The organism is Jonesia quinghaiensis DSM 15701 (assembly GCF_000423205.1).
Classification (GTDB): domain Bacteria; phylum Actinomycetota; class Actinomycetes; order Actinomycetales; family Cellulomonadaceae; genus Jonesia; species Jonesia quinghaiensis.
This window is the reverse complement of record NZ_KE383990.1, coordinates 324,040-343,510: the sequence shown is the minus strand read 5'-3', so window position 1 is coordinate 343,510 and position 19,471 is coordinate 324,040. Positions and strand designations below refer to the sequence as shown.

The 19,471-nt window shown below is 57.6% G+C and carries 14 protein-coding genes; 11 read left to right on the top strand and 3 right to left on the bottom strand.

Annotated elements, in window-relative coordinates:
* Positions 1-30: 30 nt before the first annotated feature.
* Genes G538_RS0114005 through G538_RS17835 form a run of 5 tightly spaced genes read left to right on the top strand, consistent with a single transcriptional unit; the run spans position 31 to position 5,374 of the window.
* A complete protein-coding gene (locus tag G538_RS0114005) occupies positions 31-1,089 on the top strand; it encodes a prenyltransferase/squalene oxidase repeat-containing protein (protein ID WP_029069791.1) in 1,059 nt (352 codons plus the stop codon).
* A 13-nt stretch (positions 1,090-1,102) separates the two neighbouring features.
* Positions 1,103-1,768: a hypothetical protein gene (locus G538_RS17615; protein WP_051197265.1), complete on the top strand. Its 666-nt coding sequence runs from the start codon at positions 1,103-1,105 to the stop codon at positions 1,766-1,768.
* Positions 1,769-1,813: 45 nt separating this feature from the next.
* Complete coding sequence (locus tag G538_RS0113995; protein WP_029069790.1) at positions 1,814-2,779, top strand: hypothetical protein; 966 nt, start codon at positions 1,814-1,816, stop codon at positions 2,777-2,779.
* A gap of 7 nt (positions 2,780-2,786) precedes the next feature.
* Complete coding sequence (locus tag G538_RS0113990; protein WP_029069789.1) at positions 2,787-4,511, top strand: ATP-binding cassette domain-containing protein; 1,725 nt, start codon at positions 2,787-2,789, stop codon at positions 4,509-4,511.
* Positions 4,508-5,374: an ECF transporter S component gene (locus tag G538_RS17835; RefSeq protein ID WP_157544509.1), complete on the top strand. Its 867-nt coding sequence runs from the start codon at positions 4,508-4,510 to the stop codon at positions 5,372-5,374. Before G538_RS0113990 ends, G538_RS17835 begins: the two co-directional genes overlap by 4 nt.
* Here the strand turns inward: G538_RS17835 and metH are convergent.
* Together metH and G538_RS0113975 are read right to left on the bottom strand one after the other, a co-directional pair.
* A complete protein-coding gene (gene metH / locus G538_RS0113980) occupies positions 5,289-8,834 on the bottom strand; it encodes a methionine synthase (RefSeq protein WP_029069788.1) in 3,546 nt (1,181 codons plus the stop codon). The genes G538_RS17835 and metH overlap by 86 nt on opposite strands.
* A 60-nt stretch (positions 8,835-8,894) precedes the next feature.
* Entirely contained in the window at positions 8,895-11,366 is a 2,472-nt protein-coding gene (locus G538_RS0113975; RefSeq protein WP_029069787.1) for a DNA gyrase/topoisomerase IV subunit A, read from the bottom strand.
* A gap of 137 nt (positions 11,367-11,503) precedes the next feature.
* On the opposite strand from G538_RS0113975, the gene G538_RS0113970 reads away from it, so the two are divergent.
* The 3 genes from G538_RS0113970 to G538_RS17080 are packed head-to-tail and all read left to right on the top strand — an operon-like array spanning position 11,504 to position 16,040.
* Positions 11,504-14,233 carry a GNAT family N-acetyltransferase gene (locus G538_RS0113970; protein ID WP_029069786.1) on the top strand — a complete coding sequence of 910 codons (2,730 nt, stop codon included), beginning with the start codon at positions 11,504-11,506 and terminating at the stop codon, positions 14,231-14,233.
* Positions 14,234-14,268: 35 nt separating this feature from the next.
* Entirely contained in the window at positions 14,269-14,868 is a 600-nt protein-coding gene (locus tag G538_RS0113965) for a DUF5998 family protein (RefSeq protein ID WP_029069785.1), read from the top strand.
* A gap of 5 nt (positions 14,869-14,873) precedes the next feature.
* Entirely contained in the window at positions 14,874-16,040 is a 1,167-nt protein-coding gene (locus G538_RS17080; protein WP_051197263.1) for an alkaline phosphatase family protein, read from the top strand.
* Between the two features lie 4 nt (positions 16,041-16,044).
* Here G538_RS17080 and sepH read toward each other — a convergent pair whose 3' ends face one another.
* A complete protein-coding gene (gene sepH, locus G538_RS0113955; RefSeq protein ID WP_029069784.1) occupies positions 16,045-17,280 on the bottom strand; it encodes a septation protein SepH in 1,236 nt (411 codons plus the stop codon).
* Between the two features lie 163 nt (positions 17,281-17,443).
* Here sepH and G538_RS17075 point away from each other — a divergent pair, with 163 nt between their 5' ends.
* The 3 genes from G538_RS17075 (at position 17,444) to dut (ending at position 19,402) form a co-directional block, all read left to right on the top strand.
* Positions 17,444-18,310: an inositol monophosphatase family protein gene (locus G538_RS17075; RefSeq protein ID WP_051197260.1), complete on the top strand. Its 867-nt coding sequence runs from the start codon at positions 17,444-17,446 to the stop codon at positions 18,308-18,310.
* Between the two features lie 240 nt (positions 18,311-18,550).
* A complete protein-coding gene (locus G538_RS0113940) occupies positions 18,551-18,847 on the top strand; it encodes a DUF4193 domain-containing protein (protein ID WP_029069783.1) in 297 nt (98 codons plus the stop codon).
* A 90-nt stretch (positions 18,848-18,937) separates the two neighbouring features.
* The gene (dut, locus tag G538_RS0113935; RefSeq protein WP_029069782.1) at positions 18,938-19,402 is read left to right on the top strand and encodes a dUTP diphosphatase; all 465 of its coding nucleotides are present in this window, start codon (positions 18,938-18,940) and stop codon (positions 19,400-19,402) included.
* Positions 19,403-19,471: the final 69 nt, after the last annotated feature.

Sequence of the window (19,471 nt, the reverse complement as noted above, 5' to 3'; positions counted from 1 at the left end):
GCGGAGAAGATTCAACTGAAGGAGCAGCACGTGTTATCCCATAGCAGGGGGCTCGTTGGCGTTGTCACGGTAGGGGCGCTAGCCTTGGCCGGGTGCGCACAGCCGCAAGAAACCCCCGAGCCGACGATAGTACCCTCAGCGTTACTCGATCAAGAGACACTGAAGGCTGCTAGCTGGTTGGAAAGCCAGATCAGTGAGTCTGGAATTGTCCAGTCTGACTATCAAGGCGCAACTTTCCCTGACTACGGTCTAACGCTCGACACTGCACTGGCATTGACAGCTGTTGCTGGGGTCCAAGACCTACCTGTTCCAACAGCAGTGGTGAACGCTGCTGAGGCGCTTGCTACACAAGAGAATGTCCTGGCTTACACAACGTTTGATAAAGATCGTTACGTTGGTGCGACCGCGAAGCTCGCTGCAAGCCTCGACGCACTGGGGTACGACCCCAGCGACGTAGCAGGAATTGATTTGATAGCCCAACTCGAGGCGTTACAAATGAGTTCCGGCCAGTTCGCTGATCATGCCCAAGAGGACTACTCCAACACGGTGTCCCAGTCATGGGGTGTTATTGCCTTGGCGCAATACGGTGAAGACCCAAGTTCAGCTGCTGACTTCCTCGTTCGTCAGCAGTGCGACGATGGCGGATTCTCCATGTCTTTTGTGTCCGCTGACACTGAAGACGAATGCATCTCTGACCCTGACGCGACCGCTTTCGCAGTGTCCGCGCTCGCAGTGTACGAAGAGTCCTTCGGTGAAGGAGCGCGTCGTGCTGGTGTCATTGATGGTGCGCGGGATTACTTCGACACCACAGCTAACGAAGAAACCGTGGGCCGTTCGTGGAGTGATGCACTAAGCGGCGAACCTAGCGTCAATACCACAGCTGTTGTCACCGTAGCGTTGGCAGATGCCCACGATGACACATCGTCTTCCGCGCAGGCGTACCTTTTGTCGCTCTTGCATAATTCGCCTAACGGGGTTTTTCAAGTCGCCGGCCTTGATGACACGCGAGCAACAGCCCAGGGCGTCCTGTCCTTGTCGGGCTTGTCGTTTACTGACCTTTTCGCTAATAAAAGTTTGACCCAAGAGTGAAGCGCCGCTGATTGTGTTTCTTAGCAGTGCTTTAGCTGCAGCGGCCGCTGTGACTAGTTGGACTGTGCTTGATGCAGGACACGGTGACCCCACCTTGGGTGAATGCGCTGGGGTGGGAGTAGTAGTTGACTACGGACAATTGGACGATGTCGACACCGTCGTTTGTTTGACAACACATGCAACACACATGACTGGCAGTGAAGCATTGACTGCCAGTGGAATTCAGACTGAGGGAACTGTTCGTTTCCCAAGTTTTGTGTGCCGTGTCAATGGAAAACCGGCGCCAGACCAACCGGTCACCACAGACCACGGCACTATCTATGAACGATGCTCTGTGACACCCTCAGCGCAGGCATATTGGAGTGTGTGGACCGCCGACACGCAGGGCGTTTGGACTTACGCGAATCTGGGTGTGGAGGGGATCGTCCTCACTGAGGGGAAAGCAGTTGGTTTGGTTTTCCACCAAGGGGCAGGTCCAGTAACCGGGCCAGGTGCCGAAGCGTGGGATAGAACAGCACGCATGGTTGATGCTCCTACTGTCCCGCAAGAACCCACCAACGCTGCCCCCCGTGAGAGCTCGCCGTCTGCCGCCGTGATACTTCTCGGTGGGGGCGCACTCATGATGATGATTTTTCTCGTTGTGTGGAGACGGCGCGCACTTCAACGCCGTCGTGACTGATACTCATACCATGTTCTGGATTCATGCCCCGGTGTTCTGCACACCATGAAACCTGCGGGACTGTCGCTGATCACCTGGCCCGTGTGGGCGATCCTTATGGCGAGTGCTGCGCTTGTAGCCTCCTCAAACGTTGTGCCCTTGGCCGTCATCGTTGTGGCGTTTGCGGTAGGCGGTGCACTAGTTGTTGGGCGGCGCGGAAGAGTGATCCTCACTGTTCACGCATTAGGCGTTGCTGCTGTTTTCCTGTTCAGAGCGTTGGCAACTTTTGTTTTCCCCCAGGGGAATCACGGGAATCTCGGTCTGCCAGAACTCTCACTTGGGCCACTGACAGTTTTTGGCAATGTTTCACACCACGCTCTGAGCCAAGCGATCATCAGCGGCGCGGCGCTCGCTGCTGTGATCGCCGCAAGTGGGGTAGTGCTAGCCCTGGTGCCTCTTGCTGACATCACGGCGTACCTACCCCGTGCATTGGGACCGTTGTCTACCGCATTGGGCGTGAGTATCGCGGTGCTTCACAGTGTGAGTCGTCAGATAGATGTATCAACTAGGGTCCGACTTATTCGCCCTCACGCGTCGCGTAGGGCCGTGCTGATGAGCACCCTTGACGGCATCCTTGTTGACTCTGTGACGCTAGCAACCCAGCTTGACGTGATGGGCGAAAGTAAACAGAACACGTCGCGCACCAACTGGCAACGCATGATGCTGTCAGTTTTGGTTCTCGCTGTGTGTGCGATGGTGGCGCAAGCAGCGGGATACCTCGAGGTCAGTTGGGGTGTCACCGCGGTAGCAGTGTGTCTCACAGTGGCACTGTGGTGGCGTTTTGAACGTGACGTTTCGCACCTACGTCCGCTAAACGTTGGCCCCCGTGATGTCACGGTCATGCTCACTGCGGTGATCGCGCTAGGTCTTGGAGCTGTAGCATCCTCGCAGTGGGCCACTCTCGTTGTGGCCACGCTTTTCATGACTCCGTTATGGTGCGCAGGAAGGGAACGACATGTTGACAGTCCATAATCTGAGGGTGGCACACTCCCATGGGTGGTCAACAATCCCCGCATCATTTTCCTTGCCAGCAGCAACGATGACACTACTGTGCGGACCAATGGCTACGGGCAAAACCTCACTCTTACGAGCCATCGTCGGGGTCGCAGAAACAATCGACGGTGCAACCGTCACCGGAGAAACGGTGGTGGCAGGTCACCATCTGACGGAACTGGATGCAAGGGATCGTGCCGAGTGGATCGGCTATGTGTCACAGAACCCCGCAGCAGGGTTTGTCGGGGCCACTGTTGAAGCACATGTTGCTCGAGTTCTCGAAGTACGAGGTACCCCACGCTCATTGATGGCGCAGCGGGTCAGTGAGATTCTGACCGTTGTTGGTGCGTCACACCTAAGACGGCGAGCAGTTGATTCCCTCTCCGCAGGGCAAATTCAACGAGTTGCCTTGGCTGCAGCGTTAGTACGCACACCCCACGTACTGATCTGTGATGAACCGACAGCACTCTTAGACCCGCAAGGCGCAGCAGAGATCCTCGGGCTTCTCCACCGTTTAACCCGTGAGTTCGGGATGACCGTCCTGATCGCTGATCACCAAGTTGGTCGTTATACCTCAGTGGACAATGTGCTTTACCTCGACGAACAATCACTGCGTACCGGTCCACCCAGCGAAGTGCTCGCTGACACAGTATGCGAACCTGTCACGCTGTCGCTATCACGCATGTGGGGTACCCACCCAGCCATCACGTTATCTGATGCGCGAACAAGCTTGGGACCCATACTCGAGAAATCACACCCCACCCCTCCTCCCGCACACGTGCCAACCCAGAACAACACACAGGAGCAAACTACCTCCACCCCCCGTGTTCCCGGCGAACAAGGAACCACGATGCTCGCTGTGAAGCAGGTGACAATCAACTACCAAGAACGCACGACAGCAGGGGAAATAGAGCACATCACAGCCGTGCAGGACGCGACACTGCATGCCACAGGTGGGGAGCGTATTGCCCTCATGGGCGCAAATGGAGCTGGAAAGTCGAGCTTGCTCTGGGCATTGCGCGATCAGCGTCATGTCAGCCGAGGAACAGTGACCTGGAATGCTGAACACACCAGCGTCCCAGGCCGCCGTGTCACCTCCCGGACCGGGCGTAGATTTACCTGGCGCCGCAAGACGCACCAACAGCGTTCACACGCAGTAGATCTCAGATGGGTTCCTGCGGATCCTGATGAAGCGCTTATCGCTCAAACGGTGGAAGAAGAATGTTCCATGGCAGACGCAGAGTGGGCGTTGCCACCAGGAACTACCGCAGACCTAGTATCGCGTTTCCTCCCGCATATCGATGTCAGTGCGCACCCGCGCAGTCTTTCTGCAGGGAACAAACACCTTGTGGCGCTCGCAGTGTTGTGTGGAGGTTCTCCGCACGCAGTGGCATTGGATGAACCAACACGCTCTCTCGATGCACGTGGCACCGCAGTGCTGGAAGAGTTCTTGCTGGGCCTCGCCAATGACGGTTGTGTGGTTGTCTTTGCTAGCCACGATGTGGACAGCATTGCCCGGTGCGCCACCAGAGTTGTGTGGCTTGACCGCGGTGAAATCATTGCAGACCTCCCTCCGCGTGACCTATTTCTTTCATCCCGCTTTGTGCGCCCGCTGGTCACCGGCCTATGTGCACCGGTTCCGGTGATCACCGTGGAGGAAGCAACAACAACATTGCGTAACTCGGTTCTTCATCAAGAATCGAACCTGTGATGGCGACTACTGAACTGCGGTGGCAGAGGGGTGCGTTGTGGTTGGCAGGGGTAGCTACGTGCGCTTCGGCGCTGTGGCCGTTCACCGCATCATGGGCTGCTGGGGCGTTAACCGAGCCACCATGGGCGGTGATGGTGTTGATGCCTCTGGTGGCATTTGTTGCAGCAGCACTGGTGTTCAATCCTTTAGCGGAGCCACGAACTATTGCCCACGTTGCGGTGCTTGCCATTGGTGTCAGCATGGCCCGTCTACTCAGCGCCGGAACGTATGGGATGGAGATCGCCTTTTTTGTGCTGATCGTTTCTGGTTATGCCGCAGGAGCTCACCTCGGTTTCGTCTTGGGAGTGCTATCCATTGCGGTTTCGGCTTTGGTCACTGGGGGAGTCGGCCCGTGGTTGGCGTTCCAAATGCTGGGGTGCGGGTGGGTAGCATGTGGCGCCGGGGCCCTCGGTGACCGAGCCAGGCGCCACGCAGCGCTGGCACGAGAACCCCACCATGTGATGCGTCAATCCACGCGGTGGGTGTTGACCGGATACACGGTTGTGGCGTGTTACGCCTTCGGAGCTGCCATGAACCTGTGGTTCTGGCCCTTCGTGGTAGATACGACGAGCGCAGTGGCTTACAACCCAGAGCATTCCGTGCGTGAGCGGATTTCCAGCTATGTCACCTACACGTTGGTCACCTCGACTGCGACGTGGGATTCAGTTCGGGCAGTGACAAATAGTGTTCTCGTGGCCGTGGTTGGGCCAGCGGTGACTGGCATGTTGGGTCATCGTCTTACACGGAGAAGTACTTCGCTTGTGGGTGGTGGAACACAAACGCATCCGTTGACTGTTCCGGGGCCAACTGCAGCTCCTCACTGAGTTCCACTCCGTGGTCACGGGCACGAAGCAGCCGGACAACTTTCTTTCGGTCTTCCATGTCAGGGCACGCTGGGTAGCCGAGAGAAAATCGTGCGCCACGGTAGTCGAGTTTGAAGAATCCATCGAGTGATTGTGGTTCTTCATCTGCGAACCCGAGTTCCTCGCGCACCCGAGCATGCCAGAATTCAGCGAGTGCTTCAGTCATCTGTACGGATAAACCATGAAGTTCAAGGTAGTCCCGGTACTGATTGTTGGCGTACATCAGGGCAGTGTGGGGTTGCACGTGGGCGCCGATGGTTACTAGTTGAATGGGGAGGACGTCGGGTGTCCCAGTTGCTTCGAATTGTTCACGAGGTTTCACAAAGTCGGCGAGGCACAGGTGGCGGTCACGGCGTTGCCGAGGGAACGTGAAGCGCATTCGTTCAGTCATTGGTTCACCGCCGGAACCGCCGTCAGGGCCTTCATGGTGAAGTAACACCACATCATTACCTTCGGAATACACCGGGAAGTAGCCGTACAGCACTGTGGGGTCGAACATGTCTTGTGTCGTGATGCGTTCTAGCCAAGACCGTAACCGTGGTCGACCTTGGGTTTCGACAAGTTCGTCGTAGCTGAGGCCTTCACCGGAGCGGGTGGGTTTAAGCCCCCACTGTCCCATGAAGGTGGCGCGTTCATCGAGGAACGCAGCATAGTCCGCAAGTGCGATGCCTTTCACCACCCGTGTACCCCAAAACGGTGGGGTGGGGATGTCGTTGTCAGAAGCAACATCTGACCGTGCCGGGAGGTCCGATTCATCTACTTGGGTGGGGGTGACAACATTGTGGCGTCGTTTTTTCAGGGCGGGCAGATTCACGCTGTCTGGGGCTGCCCCGCGGGCTATTTTTACTAGCGGTTCCATGAGGCGCAGCGCTTCAAATGCATCTCGTCCGTAGCGCACTTCACCGTGGTAAATATCAGCAAGATCATCTTCAACATAAACACGCGTGAGCGCGGCACCGCCCAACAGGATCGGGTACCGGTGAGCCAGCCCACGAGCGTTGAGTTCTTCGAGGTTCTCTTTCATGACCACGGTCGATTTCACCAGTAAACCCGACATACCGATGACATCGGCATTGTGCTGCTCAGCGGCGTCGATCATTGCGGTAATGGATTGTTTGATACCGATGTTGATGACGTTGTATCCGTTGTTGGTCAAGATGATGTCGACGAGGTTTTTCCCAATGTCATGCACGTCGCCGCGGACTGTGGCCAGAACTATTGTTCCCTTGCCGCTGGCATCGCTGCGTTCCATGTGAGGCTCAAGCCATGCCACCGCTGTTTTCATGGTTTCCGCGGATTGCAGGACAAAGGGCAGTTGCATTTCCCCAGCGCCGAACAGTTCTCCAACGATTTTCATCCCGGCAAGAAGGTGGTCGTTGATGATCGTGAGGGGATCAAGACCGGTGGCCATGGCTTCAGCGAGGTCGGTGTCTAGTCCCTTGTGTTCACCGTCGATGATCCTGCGTTGCAGGCGCTCGGTCAGGGGCAGAGATGCGAGTTCTTCAGCTCGATTGCGTGAGACTGAGGTGGCATCGACGCCGGAGAAAATCTCGAGGAAATGTGACAGCGGGTCATGGGTGAGGTCGCCGTTCTCGTCATAGACGCGGCGGTCCCAAATGAGGTCGAGTGCTGCTTGGCGTTGTTCTTCGGGGATACGGGCCAGTGGAACGATTTTCGCTGCGTGCACGATAGCTGAGTCAAGCCCAGCGTCGATGGCTTCGTGGAGGAAAACTGAATTGAGGACGTGGCGTGCTGCGGGTTTCAGCCCGAACGACACGTTGGACACCCCTAGGGTGGTGTGGATGCCTGGGAAGGTTGTGGTGATGTCCCTAATCGCTTGAAGGGTTTCTATGGCGTCACGCCGGGTTTCTTCTTGGCCTGTGGCGATGGGGAAAGTCAGTGCATCAACGATGATGTCGTGCACGCTCATGCCCCAGGTCGTGGTGAGATCGTCAACGAGTCGGGTAGCGATGGCAACTTTATGGTCGCTTGTGCGGGCTTGACCTTCTTCATCGATGGTGAGGGCAACAACTGCCGCGCCGTGTTCTTTGACGAGGGGCATGATGCGTGCGTAGCGTGATTGGGGTCCGTCACCGTCTTCGAAGTTCACCGAGTTCACGATGGGGCGCCCACCGATGAGTTCGAGGGCAGTTTTGATGACTTCTGGTTCGGTGGAGTCAACCATGAGCGGCAACGTTGATGCTGAGGCGAGCCGAGAGACAACGTCGCGGGCATCGGCTGCGCCGTCGCGGCCCACATAGTCAACACACACATCAAGGACATGGGCGCCGTCACGGGTTTGGTCGCGGGCGATAGCTACACATTCGTCCCAGTTCCCGGCGAGCATTGCATCCCGGAAAGCTTTTGAACCGTTGGCGTTGGTACGCTCACCAATGGCCAAGAATGAGGCATCTTGGTGAAAGTCCGTGTGGGTGTACAGCGAAGCAACCCCATGTTCAGCAGTGATACGGCGTGGTTGTGGGGCGAGATCACGAACTGCGTCGACCACTGCTTTGAGGTGCTCAGGTGTTGTACCGCAACATCCTCCCACCAAGCTCAAACCAAACTCTTTAATGAACTGTCGATGTGCTGCCGCTAGTTCTGTGGGGTTCAACGGGTATTCGGCACCGTGCGCGCCAAGAACGGGCAATCCAGCGTTGGGCATGCAGGTGACAGGCACCGCGCAGTGCTTTGCCAGATGCCTCAAATGTTCCGACATTTCTGCTGGGCCGGTGGCACAGTTCAATCCAATGGAATCGACACCAAGCGCGGACAGTGCCGTGAGTGCTGCACCGATTTCGGACCCCATCAGCATGGTTCCTGTGGTTTCCACGGTGACTGAGACCATAATGAGGATGCGCACCCCAGTGCGGTCCATCGCCTCTTTGCAGGCATTGATTGCGGCTTTAGCTTGGAGGATGTCTTGAGCTGTTTCGATGAGGAATGCATCTGCACCCGCGTCGAGGAGCCCTAGTGCCTGCTGGGTGAAAGTGTCTTTCAGGTGGGCGTACGTGGTGTGGCCCAAACTTGGAAGTTTTGTGCCTGGCCCCATGGACCCTAGAACCCACGCATCGTGCCCACGGTGTGTCGCTGCCTTGTCCGCGCTGCGGCGCGCGATTGCTGCACCAGCGAATGCCAATTCGTAGATATGGTCGTCAATCTCGTAGTCAGAGAGGTTGGACCAGTTAGCGCCAAAGGTATTGGATTCCACGCAGTCCACACCCACGGTGAAGTAAGCATCGTGGACTCGTTCAATGACGTCGGGCACAGTAACGTTAAGGATCTCGTTACACCCCTCAAGCCCTTGAAAGTCGTCGAGCGTGAGGTTGGCTTCTTGGAGCATGGTGCCCATAGCACCATCAGCAACTACCACACGGGTAGCGAGGGCGTCACGAAGGCGGGCAGCGCGTGCAGTGAGCATGTTTGCAGTCTAGGTCACTGCCCGCCTCGTGGACTGGTTGGTTTCACCGTATGGAAAAAGTCACCCGAGGAACGTGATGGTGTGCGTTAACGGTGTTCCGGATCCGTCTCGTCGCTGATCATCCTCAGGCAACGCGCACGGCTTCCCGGAAGTATCTGCCGCTTTCACAGGAACCTGTGACACGCACGCTTGGGTGAGTGTGTCTTCGCCTTTGAGGAACCGATGAGCGCGAACGCCAGCTGTTGCTCGCCCTTTGCGCGGGTAGAGGTCAAAGGGGGAGACCTTGATACTTGCCGCTTCGGTGCCATCAAGAGCCCCAGATGAACCAGCAATGGTGACAACCCGAGCGTCGCTGTCTGCGGGGATAATGGAGAAACTCACCGCGCGTGCGCCGGCTGGCAGTTTAATACCGGCCATGCCACCTGCTGGGCGTCCTTGTGGGCGCACAGTTGACGCCTCGAACCGTAATAGTGTCGCCTGTGAGGTGACAAACACTAAGTCGCTCGAGTCGGGGGCGTGGCCCGCCCCAATGACAGTGTCCCCATCTTTCAGTGTGATGATGTCGAAAGCATCTCCCTTAGGCGCCTCACCTGGGGTAACCCGTTTGACGGTTCCTGATGCTGTGCCAAGTGTGATGGGCTCAGCGGTGGGGGATAGTGATACCAACGCGATGACCTGTTCGCCAGGTTCACAATGCACAATTTCGCCAATGTCTACACCACCAGCCAGTGACACGCCCCCTTGCGAACCGGGCAGTGAGGGTAATTCAACAACGCTGAGTTTGATGATTCGCCCCGCTGAGGTGACAACACCCACGTGCCCACGCACAGTTCCAGGGACAATGGAGCGCACAATGTCGTGGGCGCTCCGCTCGTCACCGCGCACAGGCTCTTGATCATCAGTTGTGCGCGCGACACGCCCGCCTGCTCCAAGCATCACCCAGCAAGGGGTATCAGCGATTTCCAGTGAAACGCCCAAACCTGCACTGCCGCGTTTGGCTGCGACGGTACCTACTGCTGATTGGGATTCTGAGCCGTCAGAGTCAAGCAACACAGTTCGCCGCGGGGTGCCATAAGTTTTTGACACCGCTGTCATTTCTTGAGCAACAACTTTGTGGAGTTGCTTCACATCGCCCAGAATCGCCTCTAGTTCAGCGATTTGCGCGGTGAGCTCCTCATTTTCTTTCTCTAATTCCAGGCGAGAGAACTTCGTGAGCCTGCGCAAACGCAGTTCGAGAATGTACTCAGCTTGAACGTGTGTCAGGTCAAACACAGACATTAACCGAGTGCGCGCGGTTTCAGAATCATCCGACGAACGAATCACGTCGATGACTTCATCAATGTCCACAATCGCGCGCAAAAGCCCAAGGACTAGATGCTGTCGTTCACGCCGCTTAGCGAGGCGGTGTTCACTACGACGCTTAATGACAGTGACACGGTGGTCAACCCAGACCTGCAGCATCTCTTTGAGGCCAAGAGTGCGTGGTTGCCCATCAACGAGGGCAACGTTATTGATCCCAAAAGACTCTTCAAGGGGGGTGTAACGGTACAGCGCTTCAAGGACAGCCTCTGGGTTGAAACCGGTCTTGATCTCGATAACAAGTTTCAACCCATGTGCACGGTCCGTGAGGTCTGTGACAGTGGCAATGCCAGAGAGCTTCTTCGCAGTGACACCCTCTTTAATCTTCTCGATGACCTTCTCAGGGCCGACCAAATACGGTAACTCAGTCACCACAATGCCCTTACGTCGGGCTGTGACGTTCTCAACGGTGGCGGTCGCGCGAGTACGGAAACTACCCCTGCCTGTGCGGTAAGCGTCACGCACACCATCAAGCCCGACAACACGCCCACCAGAGGGGAGGTCAGGTCCAGGCACAAACCGCATGAGTTCTTCGAGAGTGGCATCAGGGTGCGCAAGAAGGTGGCGTGCCGCTGACACTACTTCAACAAGGTTATGCGGCGCCAAGTTCGTTGCCATACCCACAGCAATTCCCGATGCCCCATTCACTAAAAGGTTAGGAATCGCAGCAGGCAGAACCTCAGGTTGGGTCAACTTGTTGTCATAGTTGGGGATGAAATCCACAACGTTCTCCGACAAGTCAGCTGTCATCGCCAAAGCAGACGACGCAAGGCGAGCTTCGGTGTACCGAGAAGCTGCTGGCCCATCATCCAACGAACCAAAGTTCCCGTGCCCGTCAACGAGTGGCAAACGCAACGAAAACGGTTGAGCCAACCTCACCAGTGCATCGTAAATTGCACTATCACCATGCGGGTGGAGCTTACCCATCACCTCGCCAACAACACGCGAACACTTCACATGCCCCCGATCAGGGCGCAATCCCATATCAGCCATCTGAAAAAGGATGCGCCGTTGCACAGGTTTCAAACCATCGCGCGCATCGGGTAAGGCTCGGGCATAAATCACCGAGTAGGCATACTCCAGAAAGGATGTCTCCATCTCTTGGGCGACATCAACATCAATGATGCGCTCCGCGATTGGCTCGGCAGAAGAGACAGCTGACCTACGCGCCATGAGGGCATGCGCTCCTAACAACTTAACTGGGTAAAGGCAGACAACGTCACCTAGCATACGGCCACCACCAGACACGCCAGCGCAAACGGGGGACAATACCCCTCAAGGACACGCACTACACGCCGTAGTCTTAAGGTGTGAGCAGCAGTGAAGATACCTTCCACCAGGCCTACCCGCAGCACTGGGAAGCAGATGTTGTCCTACGCGACGGGACAACCGCGCACCTTCGCCCCATCATCCCCACAGACCGCGAAGCACTCCAGCAGTTCCACACTGCCCAGTCACAACAGTCGACCTACATGAGGTTCTTTGCCTACCTCGAACGACTCTCCGACCGCGACCTGACACTCTTCACCGAAGTTGACTACACCGACCGAGTAGCCATCATCGCCACCATCACAGACTCCACCGCACCCACCACTGAACGCATCATCGGCGTCGCACGGTTTGACCGCATCGAAGCCGACGAAGCCGAAGTCGCCTTCAACATCTCAGACCAACTCCAAGGCAAAGGCCTGGGTTCAGTCCTCCTCGAACACATCGCAGACGCAGCCCGAGAAGTAGGAATACGGCGCTTCACCGCTGAAGTGCTCCCACAAAACAGCAAAATGCTCTCCGTCTTCACCGAAGCTGGGTACCAATCCAACCACTACGTCGACGACGGAATCGTCACCGTCTCCGTCAACCTCGACCCCACAGCGCGTTCCCTCCAAGTCATGGCAGAACGCGAATACCGTGCCGAAGCGCGATCCATGGCGCGCCTCTACGCCCCCCAACGCATCGTTCTCGTTGCCTCACTAACAGATGAAGCAACCCCCGAAGAGACACGCCTAGCCACAGCCGCCATCAGATCCCAGTGCGGCGTCACCGGCCAACAACTCCACATCGTCGGCCTTACCCCCGTCACCATCCGTGACGCACAACAACGCCACGGCCTCGGTGACAACTTCGTCCACCACCACAACCTCGACGCGTTCCGCCGCGACACCACAACCTTCGACCTGGCCATGATCGCCGTCGCCGACCACGCCACCACACCGCTGCTTGGTGTGCTCGCCGCCAAAGGCATCCACACAGCGGTCCTCCTCAGCTCCGGGTTCGCTGAAGGTGGGGAACACGGGCTCACACTGCAACGCGAAATGCTCCGTACCGCGCACGCCACCGGCATACGCATTGTCGGGCCAGCAAGCTACGGACTGTTCTCCCACACCGCCACACCACCATTCAACGCCTCTCTGGCACCAACCCTGCCACGCCCCGGAAGCATCGGACTGTTCTGCCAATCAGGAGCCATGGCAGTGACACTACTGACCACCATCACCCGGCGAGACCTCGGGATCTCCACGTTCCTGTCCGCAGGAAACCGCGCAGACATCTCCGGCAACGACCTCATGCAGTACTGGCACGACGACACCACATCGACAGCCGTAGGAATGTACCTCGAATCAATCGGCAACCCCAGAAAATACGCCCGTATCGCCCGCCGACTCTCCCGCAAAAAACCAGTTGTCGCCGTGATCGCCGGGCAAAGCGGCCACATCGTTCCACGCGGCCACGCAGTACGCACCACCCAAACCCCACGCAAAGCACTCGACCACATGTTCCAACAAAGCGGAGTCATCCGAACCGCCAATACCCACGAAATGGTCGACACCCTCCAATACTTCGCGACCCAACCCCTACCGGGCGGTCACAACATCGCCATCCTCGCCTCATCCGAAGCACTCGCAGCAATCACCGCCGAAGCAGCCTGGTCCGCGGGAATAACCATCACCCACACCCGCATCATCACCCACAACACACCAACCGCCGACGTACAAAACACCGTCGCCGCTATCTACGCAGCACCAGACGTCGACATCGTCGTTTTCGCACACGTCCCCACCACAGCGGACCTCTCACACACCACCCTCGCCGCCATAGCCGCCGCAGCAGCCAGCTCCCACAAACCAACAGTTGCCTCCGTGTTTGGGCTCCACGGCCTCACCTCAGCCCTCACCAGCGCCGAGCACACCATCCCGGCATACTCCACCCCCGAAGACGCCATCAAAGTACTGCGAAACGTCCTGGATTACGCCACCTGGGTCACAGAAGACCACGGAACCCACGTCGACTTCGACGGCATCGACCGCCACCGAGCCGCACACCTCATCGCCGGGGCACCACACGGCCCAGCCACCCCAGAACTCACCCGAGACATCCTCGCCGCATACGGCATCGACCTATGGGACTCCATCACCGTCCACGACGCCGAATCCGCCATTGCCGCAGCCCACACCCTCGGCTGGCCCGTCGCCCTCAAAAGCACCGTCGAAGCACTACGCCACCGCGCCGACCTCGGGGGAGTGCGACTCAACATCTCCACCCCAGAAGAACTCGCCACCGACTTCGCCGACATGAGCATCGACCTCTCCCGCCACCTCGGAACAACCCACGAAGCCCTCACCGCAGGATTCACCGTGCAACGCATGGCACCCAGCGGAGTAGCGTGCGTCCTACGCACCAGCGAAGACGACCTCTTTGGGCCCGTGGTGTCGTTCGGCCTCTCCGGAGACGCCACCGACCTCCTCGACGACCTCAGCTACGGCATTGCCCCACTGACCACCCGCGACACCCACACCATGGTCACCTCCATCGCAGCCGCCCCACGCCTCTTCGGATACAAAGGCCTGCCCACTGCAGACACCAACGCCATCGAAGAACTCCTCGGACGCCTCTCCCTCCTCGCCGACCACCACCCCCAAATCAGCGCCCTCGAGCTCTACCCCGTCGTTGTCGCACACCACGGAGCAGCAGTACTCAGCGCACGCATCGACATCCAACCAGCCCGACGCCACGACGGCCTGCGCCGTCAACTACCACACTGAACAAGACAAACTCACACGAGGACTACACTAGATCCGTGCACCACCCCACTACTCCAGCCCACGCATCACTCAACGCCGACATCCACCGATCGGGGTACTACCCCGAACTCGTCACCTCAGTCCTGGACATCGCGCTCGCAGGTGAAGAGGTCAAAGCCCATGTTGTCCACGTCGAGACCACATTCGCCCACACTGAAATCAAACGCCACATCACCGCGCTGGTTCTCACAGAAACCCGGCTCATCCTCGCCCACGTCGATGACCACTCCGAAGAACACACTCCCGACGGGACGATGCACGCCCGCGCAGCCGCAACCACAGAATCCGTTGCGTTGGGGGCCATTACGTCAGTGGTACTCACCCATACTGTGAACGCCCCGGAACGCTACCAGCCAGGAGACGCCCCCGTGGAGTTGACTCTTGCGGTCGGCTGGGGAGCGGTGTCACGTGTGGACATGGAACCTGTGCAATGCCCAGATCCAAACTGTGAAGCAGACCATGGGTACAACGGGTCAATCACCAGCGATGACGTCATGATTCGAGTGAGCGCACACGCAGAAGGCTTGGCAGCAGTACACCAAGCAGCCCAGTTTGCCCGAGCACTGTCGATGGCCACCGCGAAAGGTAGCGTGTAGCAATCGTGTCAGACATTCTTCACCGCTTCGCAGAGCACGGTTTTGTGGCCCCAAATATGGGGCAACCGCACATTGCGCATATTGCCCCACATCTGTGGCAGAGCCTGACCGGTGGAGCATCACAGGCGCTACCTACCCCTGATGTCAGCAACCCGTGGCCGCAATCATCGCGAGTAGTGCTGATTGTGGTAGATGGTTTGGGGTGGCATAACGTCAATGATCACGCCAGTGCCGCCCCATTTCTTAGCGAGCTCATGGCAGGAAAGTCTCCAGCAACCACTGGTTTTCCTGCAACGACAGCGACATCAATGGCGACTATTGGTACCGGACGGCTCGCCGGTCAAACGGGTTTAGTCGGATATTCAGCGATGAATCCGATGACAGGGGCGGTCGGAAACTTTGTCTCCTGGCGTGACGTTGAACCGCCGTTGGAAATTCAACGAGAAACGACCCTCTTCGAACAACTCACTGCAGCCGGCGTCCCAGTGACCAGCGTATCCCTTGAGCGGTTTGCTCAGTCGGGGTTGACTCAAGCCGCATTCCGAGGTGCCCAACACGTCGCCGCAGAGTCGCTGGATGACACGGTTGATTACACGCTGCAAGCATTGCGAGAGCCCGGTCTAGTCCACATGTACTGGGGAGAAATCGACAAGGTGGGGCACGTTCATGGGCCTCACTCACCGCAGTGGATTGACGAGCTCACCAGTTTTGACCAAGCACTTCAGCGGCTCATGGCCAGCGCGCCAGCGGGAACGCTCTGTGTCATCACTGCCGACCACGGCATGGTCAATATTGCACCGCGAGACCGAATCGACATTGCTGATGACTATTCTTTGATGCGCGGGGTGCGAGCCGTTGCCGGGGAACCACGCGCACCTCAGGTGTACACCAACTCACCAGGTATGGCCGACCAAGTCGCTCAGCGATGGGCAGCGCGTCTTGGGAAACGTGCGATGGTGGTCACTCGGACACAAGCCCAAGAAGCAGGGCTCTTAGGTGATGTTTCGGATCACGTTCTGCCCTGGTGCGGAGATGTCCTCGTGTTAACAACCGGCACAACAGCCATTGTTGACTCCTCGACAATGACACCCATGGCAATCGGCCTTCGAGGAATGCATGGCTCATTGACCCCATACGAGGTCCATGTGCCACTGATTGCCGCCACCTTATAGCGGGTTAGTCTGTGCGAGTGCCAAACACAATTTCGTCCCAACTGGGCATGGGTGAGCGTTGACGGCCCCGTGACCTGCGGTGTGACCGCCGAACGGTGTGTTCACTTGCGTCGCCGCTCAGGAGTTCGAGGTCTTGTGAAGGGGCTACGACTTCCCGGTTCGTGATCCCACCTGTTGGTGGGGTGGGCGTGTCCGGCGCGGAAGCGTGAACTATTGCACCTGTGGTGGGGGAAGCATGCGTGCTTTGCGCAGACACCCGCGGGATTCTGCCTGTTGTTGGCCGGTTCACAGGGGGAACGGCTTGATGTGAGCCTGTCACAGGTGGAACCACCGTCGAGGGTTCAGACTCCACGGTACGAGGTGTTTGCGCTGATAGTTGATACACCTTTGCGTCGCTTTCCACCATGGGGGTAGGCGACGTCCGTGGCCGCTGTGGATCATCGTGGGGGGCCCCAGAGACATGCGGGGAATCATGAACAACGTCTGAAAATTGCATGCCACCAGGCGAGCGGGTGCCACGAATTCTTTCTAACTCGTCCAAGAGCGCTTCTGTAGCTTGCGGTGAAGTTGACGCCGGCATGCCGTCCATTGCTTGACCATCAAAAACACCTGACTCCACAACGGATGACAAATGCCGCCGTGTGACAGGCTCGGCTGGTGGATCAGGTATGCGCGTTTCAGATAGCCATCTAGCTTCGCTCTCTAGAGCTTGTAGAGCCTTATTTGAGGGTTTAAAAGTCCATTGGGCTTGCTTGATGTGCTCATCTAATAGGTATGTCACGCTGACAAGCCAGCCGTGGGTTTCTGAGCGGTATGCGTCCCACACGAGGTCTGTAATGTCCACACCGCGTTGTGCGAGGCGGTCGACAACGATGTCGTGCAGGTGCGGTGAATCTGGTTGGGGTGACACGGGAGCTGACCTAGCGAGCTCTGCAATGTACTGGCGCTCAGCAAGCACAGGCCCTTCATAACGCCGAATGTGCTCGATGGGCACACCGTAGGCGTCAGCAAGTTCTCCCGCCGACATTCCACTACGGATACGAGCTTGAATGTCTCGTGGCGACAGTGGGGTTTTCTCTTGTGCGCGTAGTTGTTCGATCGCGGGGCGATCTTTGCGCACAGCAGCGCGCACCATGTCGGTGATTTCCAGGTGGTATTCGCCCCCGTCAGGGGCGCCCAACACCAAGTGGTTGCCTTCAAGGCCGATGAGCCTCAATGGTGTTCCCGGTTGGTCTGTCATCCGCCCTCCCGCAGTGTCATCACTCAATTGTTGCCTGTGTTGTGCTGTGTGTGCGGTGTTTCACGCGGTGCGCCGTGGGGGAAAGATGTGAAACTCACCGCTGTGTTCATGTGCGCCTCATCTTGTTCACCTGCGCCTCATCTTCGTGATGCAGGATAGTTGTATGTCCTCATCACCAAAAACCCCGCTCCACACCGATTCTCAACCAACTGCTTTGGAACTCGCCCAGTTGTGCCGTGATCTTGCTGAACTCGCCCAACAGCATATAGCGCAGCATAGACCTCCGCGGGCTTCGGTGCTGAGTACAAAAACCACTCCGACAGACGTGGTCACGCAGATGGACCGTGATGTCGAAGCGCTCCTCCGGGACCGGTTGCGTGTTTTGCGCCCGGAAGATGGTTTCTTGGGGGAAGAGAGCGTTGACCACGCTGTCGGCGGCACGAGCGGTTTAACGTGGGTTGTTGACCCAATCGATGGAACGGTGAACTACCTTTACGGGTTGCCGTCATACTCAGTGTCGATTGCCGTGGTGGAGGGGCAACCAGATCCACAACATTGGTCTATCGTGGCCGGCGCTGTCATTCGGGTGCCTGATGCGCACCTTTGGTGGGCAGCTCGTGGTGAGGGCGCCTGGCGTGATGGTCAGCGGTTAGCTTGCAGTTCCCCTGCTTCGCTAGGGGAGTGCCTGACAGGCACAGGATTTGGGTACGACGCTACGGCTCGTTTAGCACAGGCGCAGTGGCTGCCACATGTGTTACCGAAAGTCCGTGATTTACGTCGTATTGGTTCTGCAGCTCTTGATTTGTGCGCATTGGCTGAGGGTGCACTTGATCTGTACTACGAACGTGGCTTGAGTCCTTGGGACGTTGCCGCAGGTCAATTGATCGCTGAAGAGGCCGGTGCGGTCTCACGGGGGTTGCATACGGAGTACCCCACATCACGGATGACTATCGTTGGCTCGCAAGCCAGGGTGGATGACTTACAAGACATTTTGCGTCGTGTTGTTGTCGATGATCTCCCCATGCCCTAGGTCTATCTCCCACCGGGTGATTTGTGTCATAATAGCGCGCTTACACGTGCCCTACTTGCCCTTTCGGTGATCCACCCTGCATAATTGCGCGGAGTAATTGATCTGACGCAGGTGCCACATCGATGAACGGTCCGCATGTCTGCGGGAATAATTCGACCCGGTTCTGTGTAATATCTCGGCAATCAGTTCCTCTTTATTCAGGAACATGTCAACCACGTGCAACGGAGTGTGACCATACCGATGGCAACCGATTATGATGCCCCCCGGAAGACCGAAGAAGACATCAGCGAGGACTCACTCGAAGAGCTGAAAGCACGCCGGTCAGACAAGAGTTCAGGGGTTGTCGACGAAGACGAGATTGAAGCTGCGGAAGGGTTCGAACTTCCCGGGGCCGACTTGTCTGGTGAAGAACTCGCGGTGCGGGTTATTCCTCGTCAAGCTGATGAGTTCACCTGCACGTCATGCTTCCTCGTGCACCACCGCAGCCAACTCGTGACTCAGAAGAACGGTCAGCAGATTTGTTCTGAGTGCGCATAGCACTGAACTGGCGGTGATCTCATGGATCACCGGCCTGCTATTGGTGTACGACCATACTGGCGCAGTTGCGCCTGCCCGTGAATGGAAGTTATGTCAGCCGATTCTCCTGAAGTTCTCATCACCCGTGTTGATGTCGACCTGCCGCTGCCGCACTATGCGCATCCTGGCGATGCAGGAGCGGACCTTGTGACACGTATTGATTTTTCGCTTGCTCCTTTTGAGCGGCGGCGTGTTCCTACGGGGATTGCTCTTGCATTGCCTGATGGGTATGCAGCATTTGTCCACCCGCGCTCCGGGTTGGCAGCAAAGCACGGCATCACCATCGTTAATGCGCCCGGCACAGTGGATGCTGGTTACCGCGGTGAAATTGAGGTGACGCTGTATAACAGTGACCCAGAACATTCAGTTTCTTTCCACCGCGGGGACCGTATTGCCCAACTTGTCATTCAGCAGGTGGCGCGGGCGCGTTTCGTGGAAGCGGAAGTATTGCCAGGGTCAGTACGTGGTGAGGCAGGTTTTGGCTCATCAGGGGGATGGGCAGCCGCCCACGGGTGATACCCCCCATGGGAACTGGCGTGGACTATTACGAATTGGTCACGAAACGCGCTATGGTTGTCTCTGACT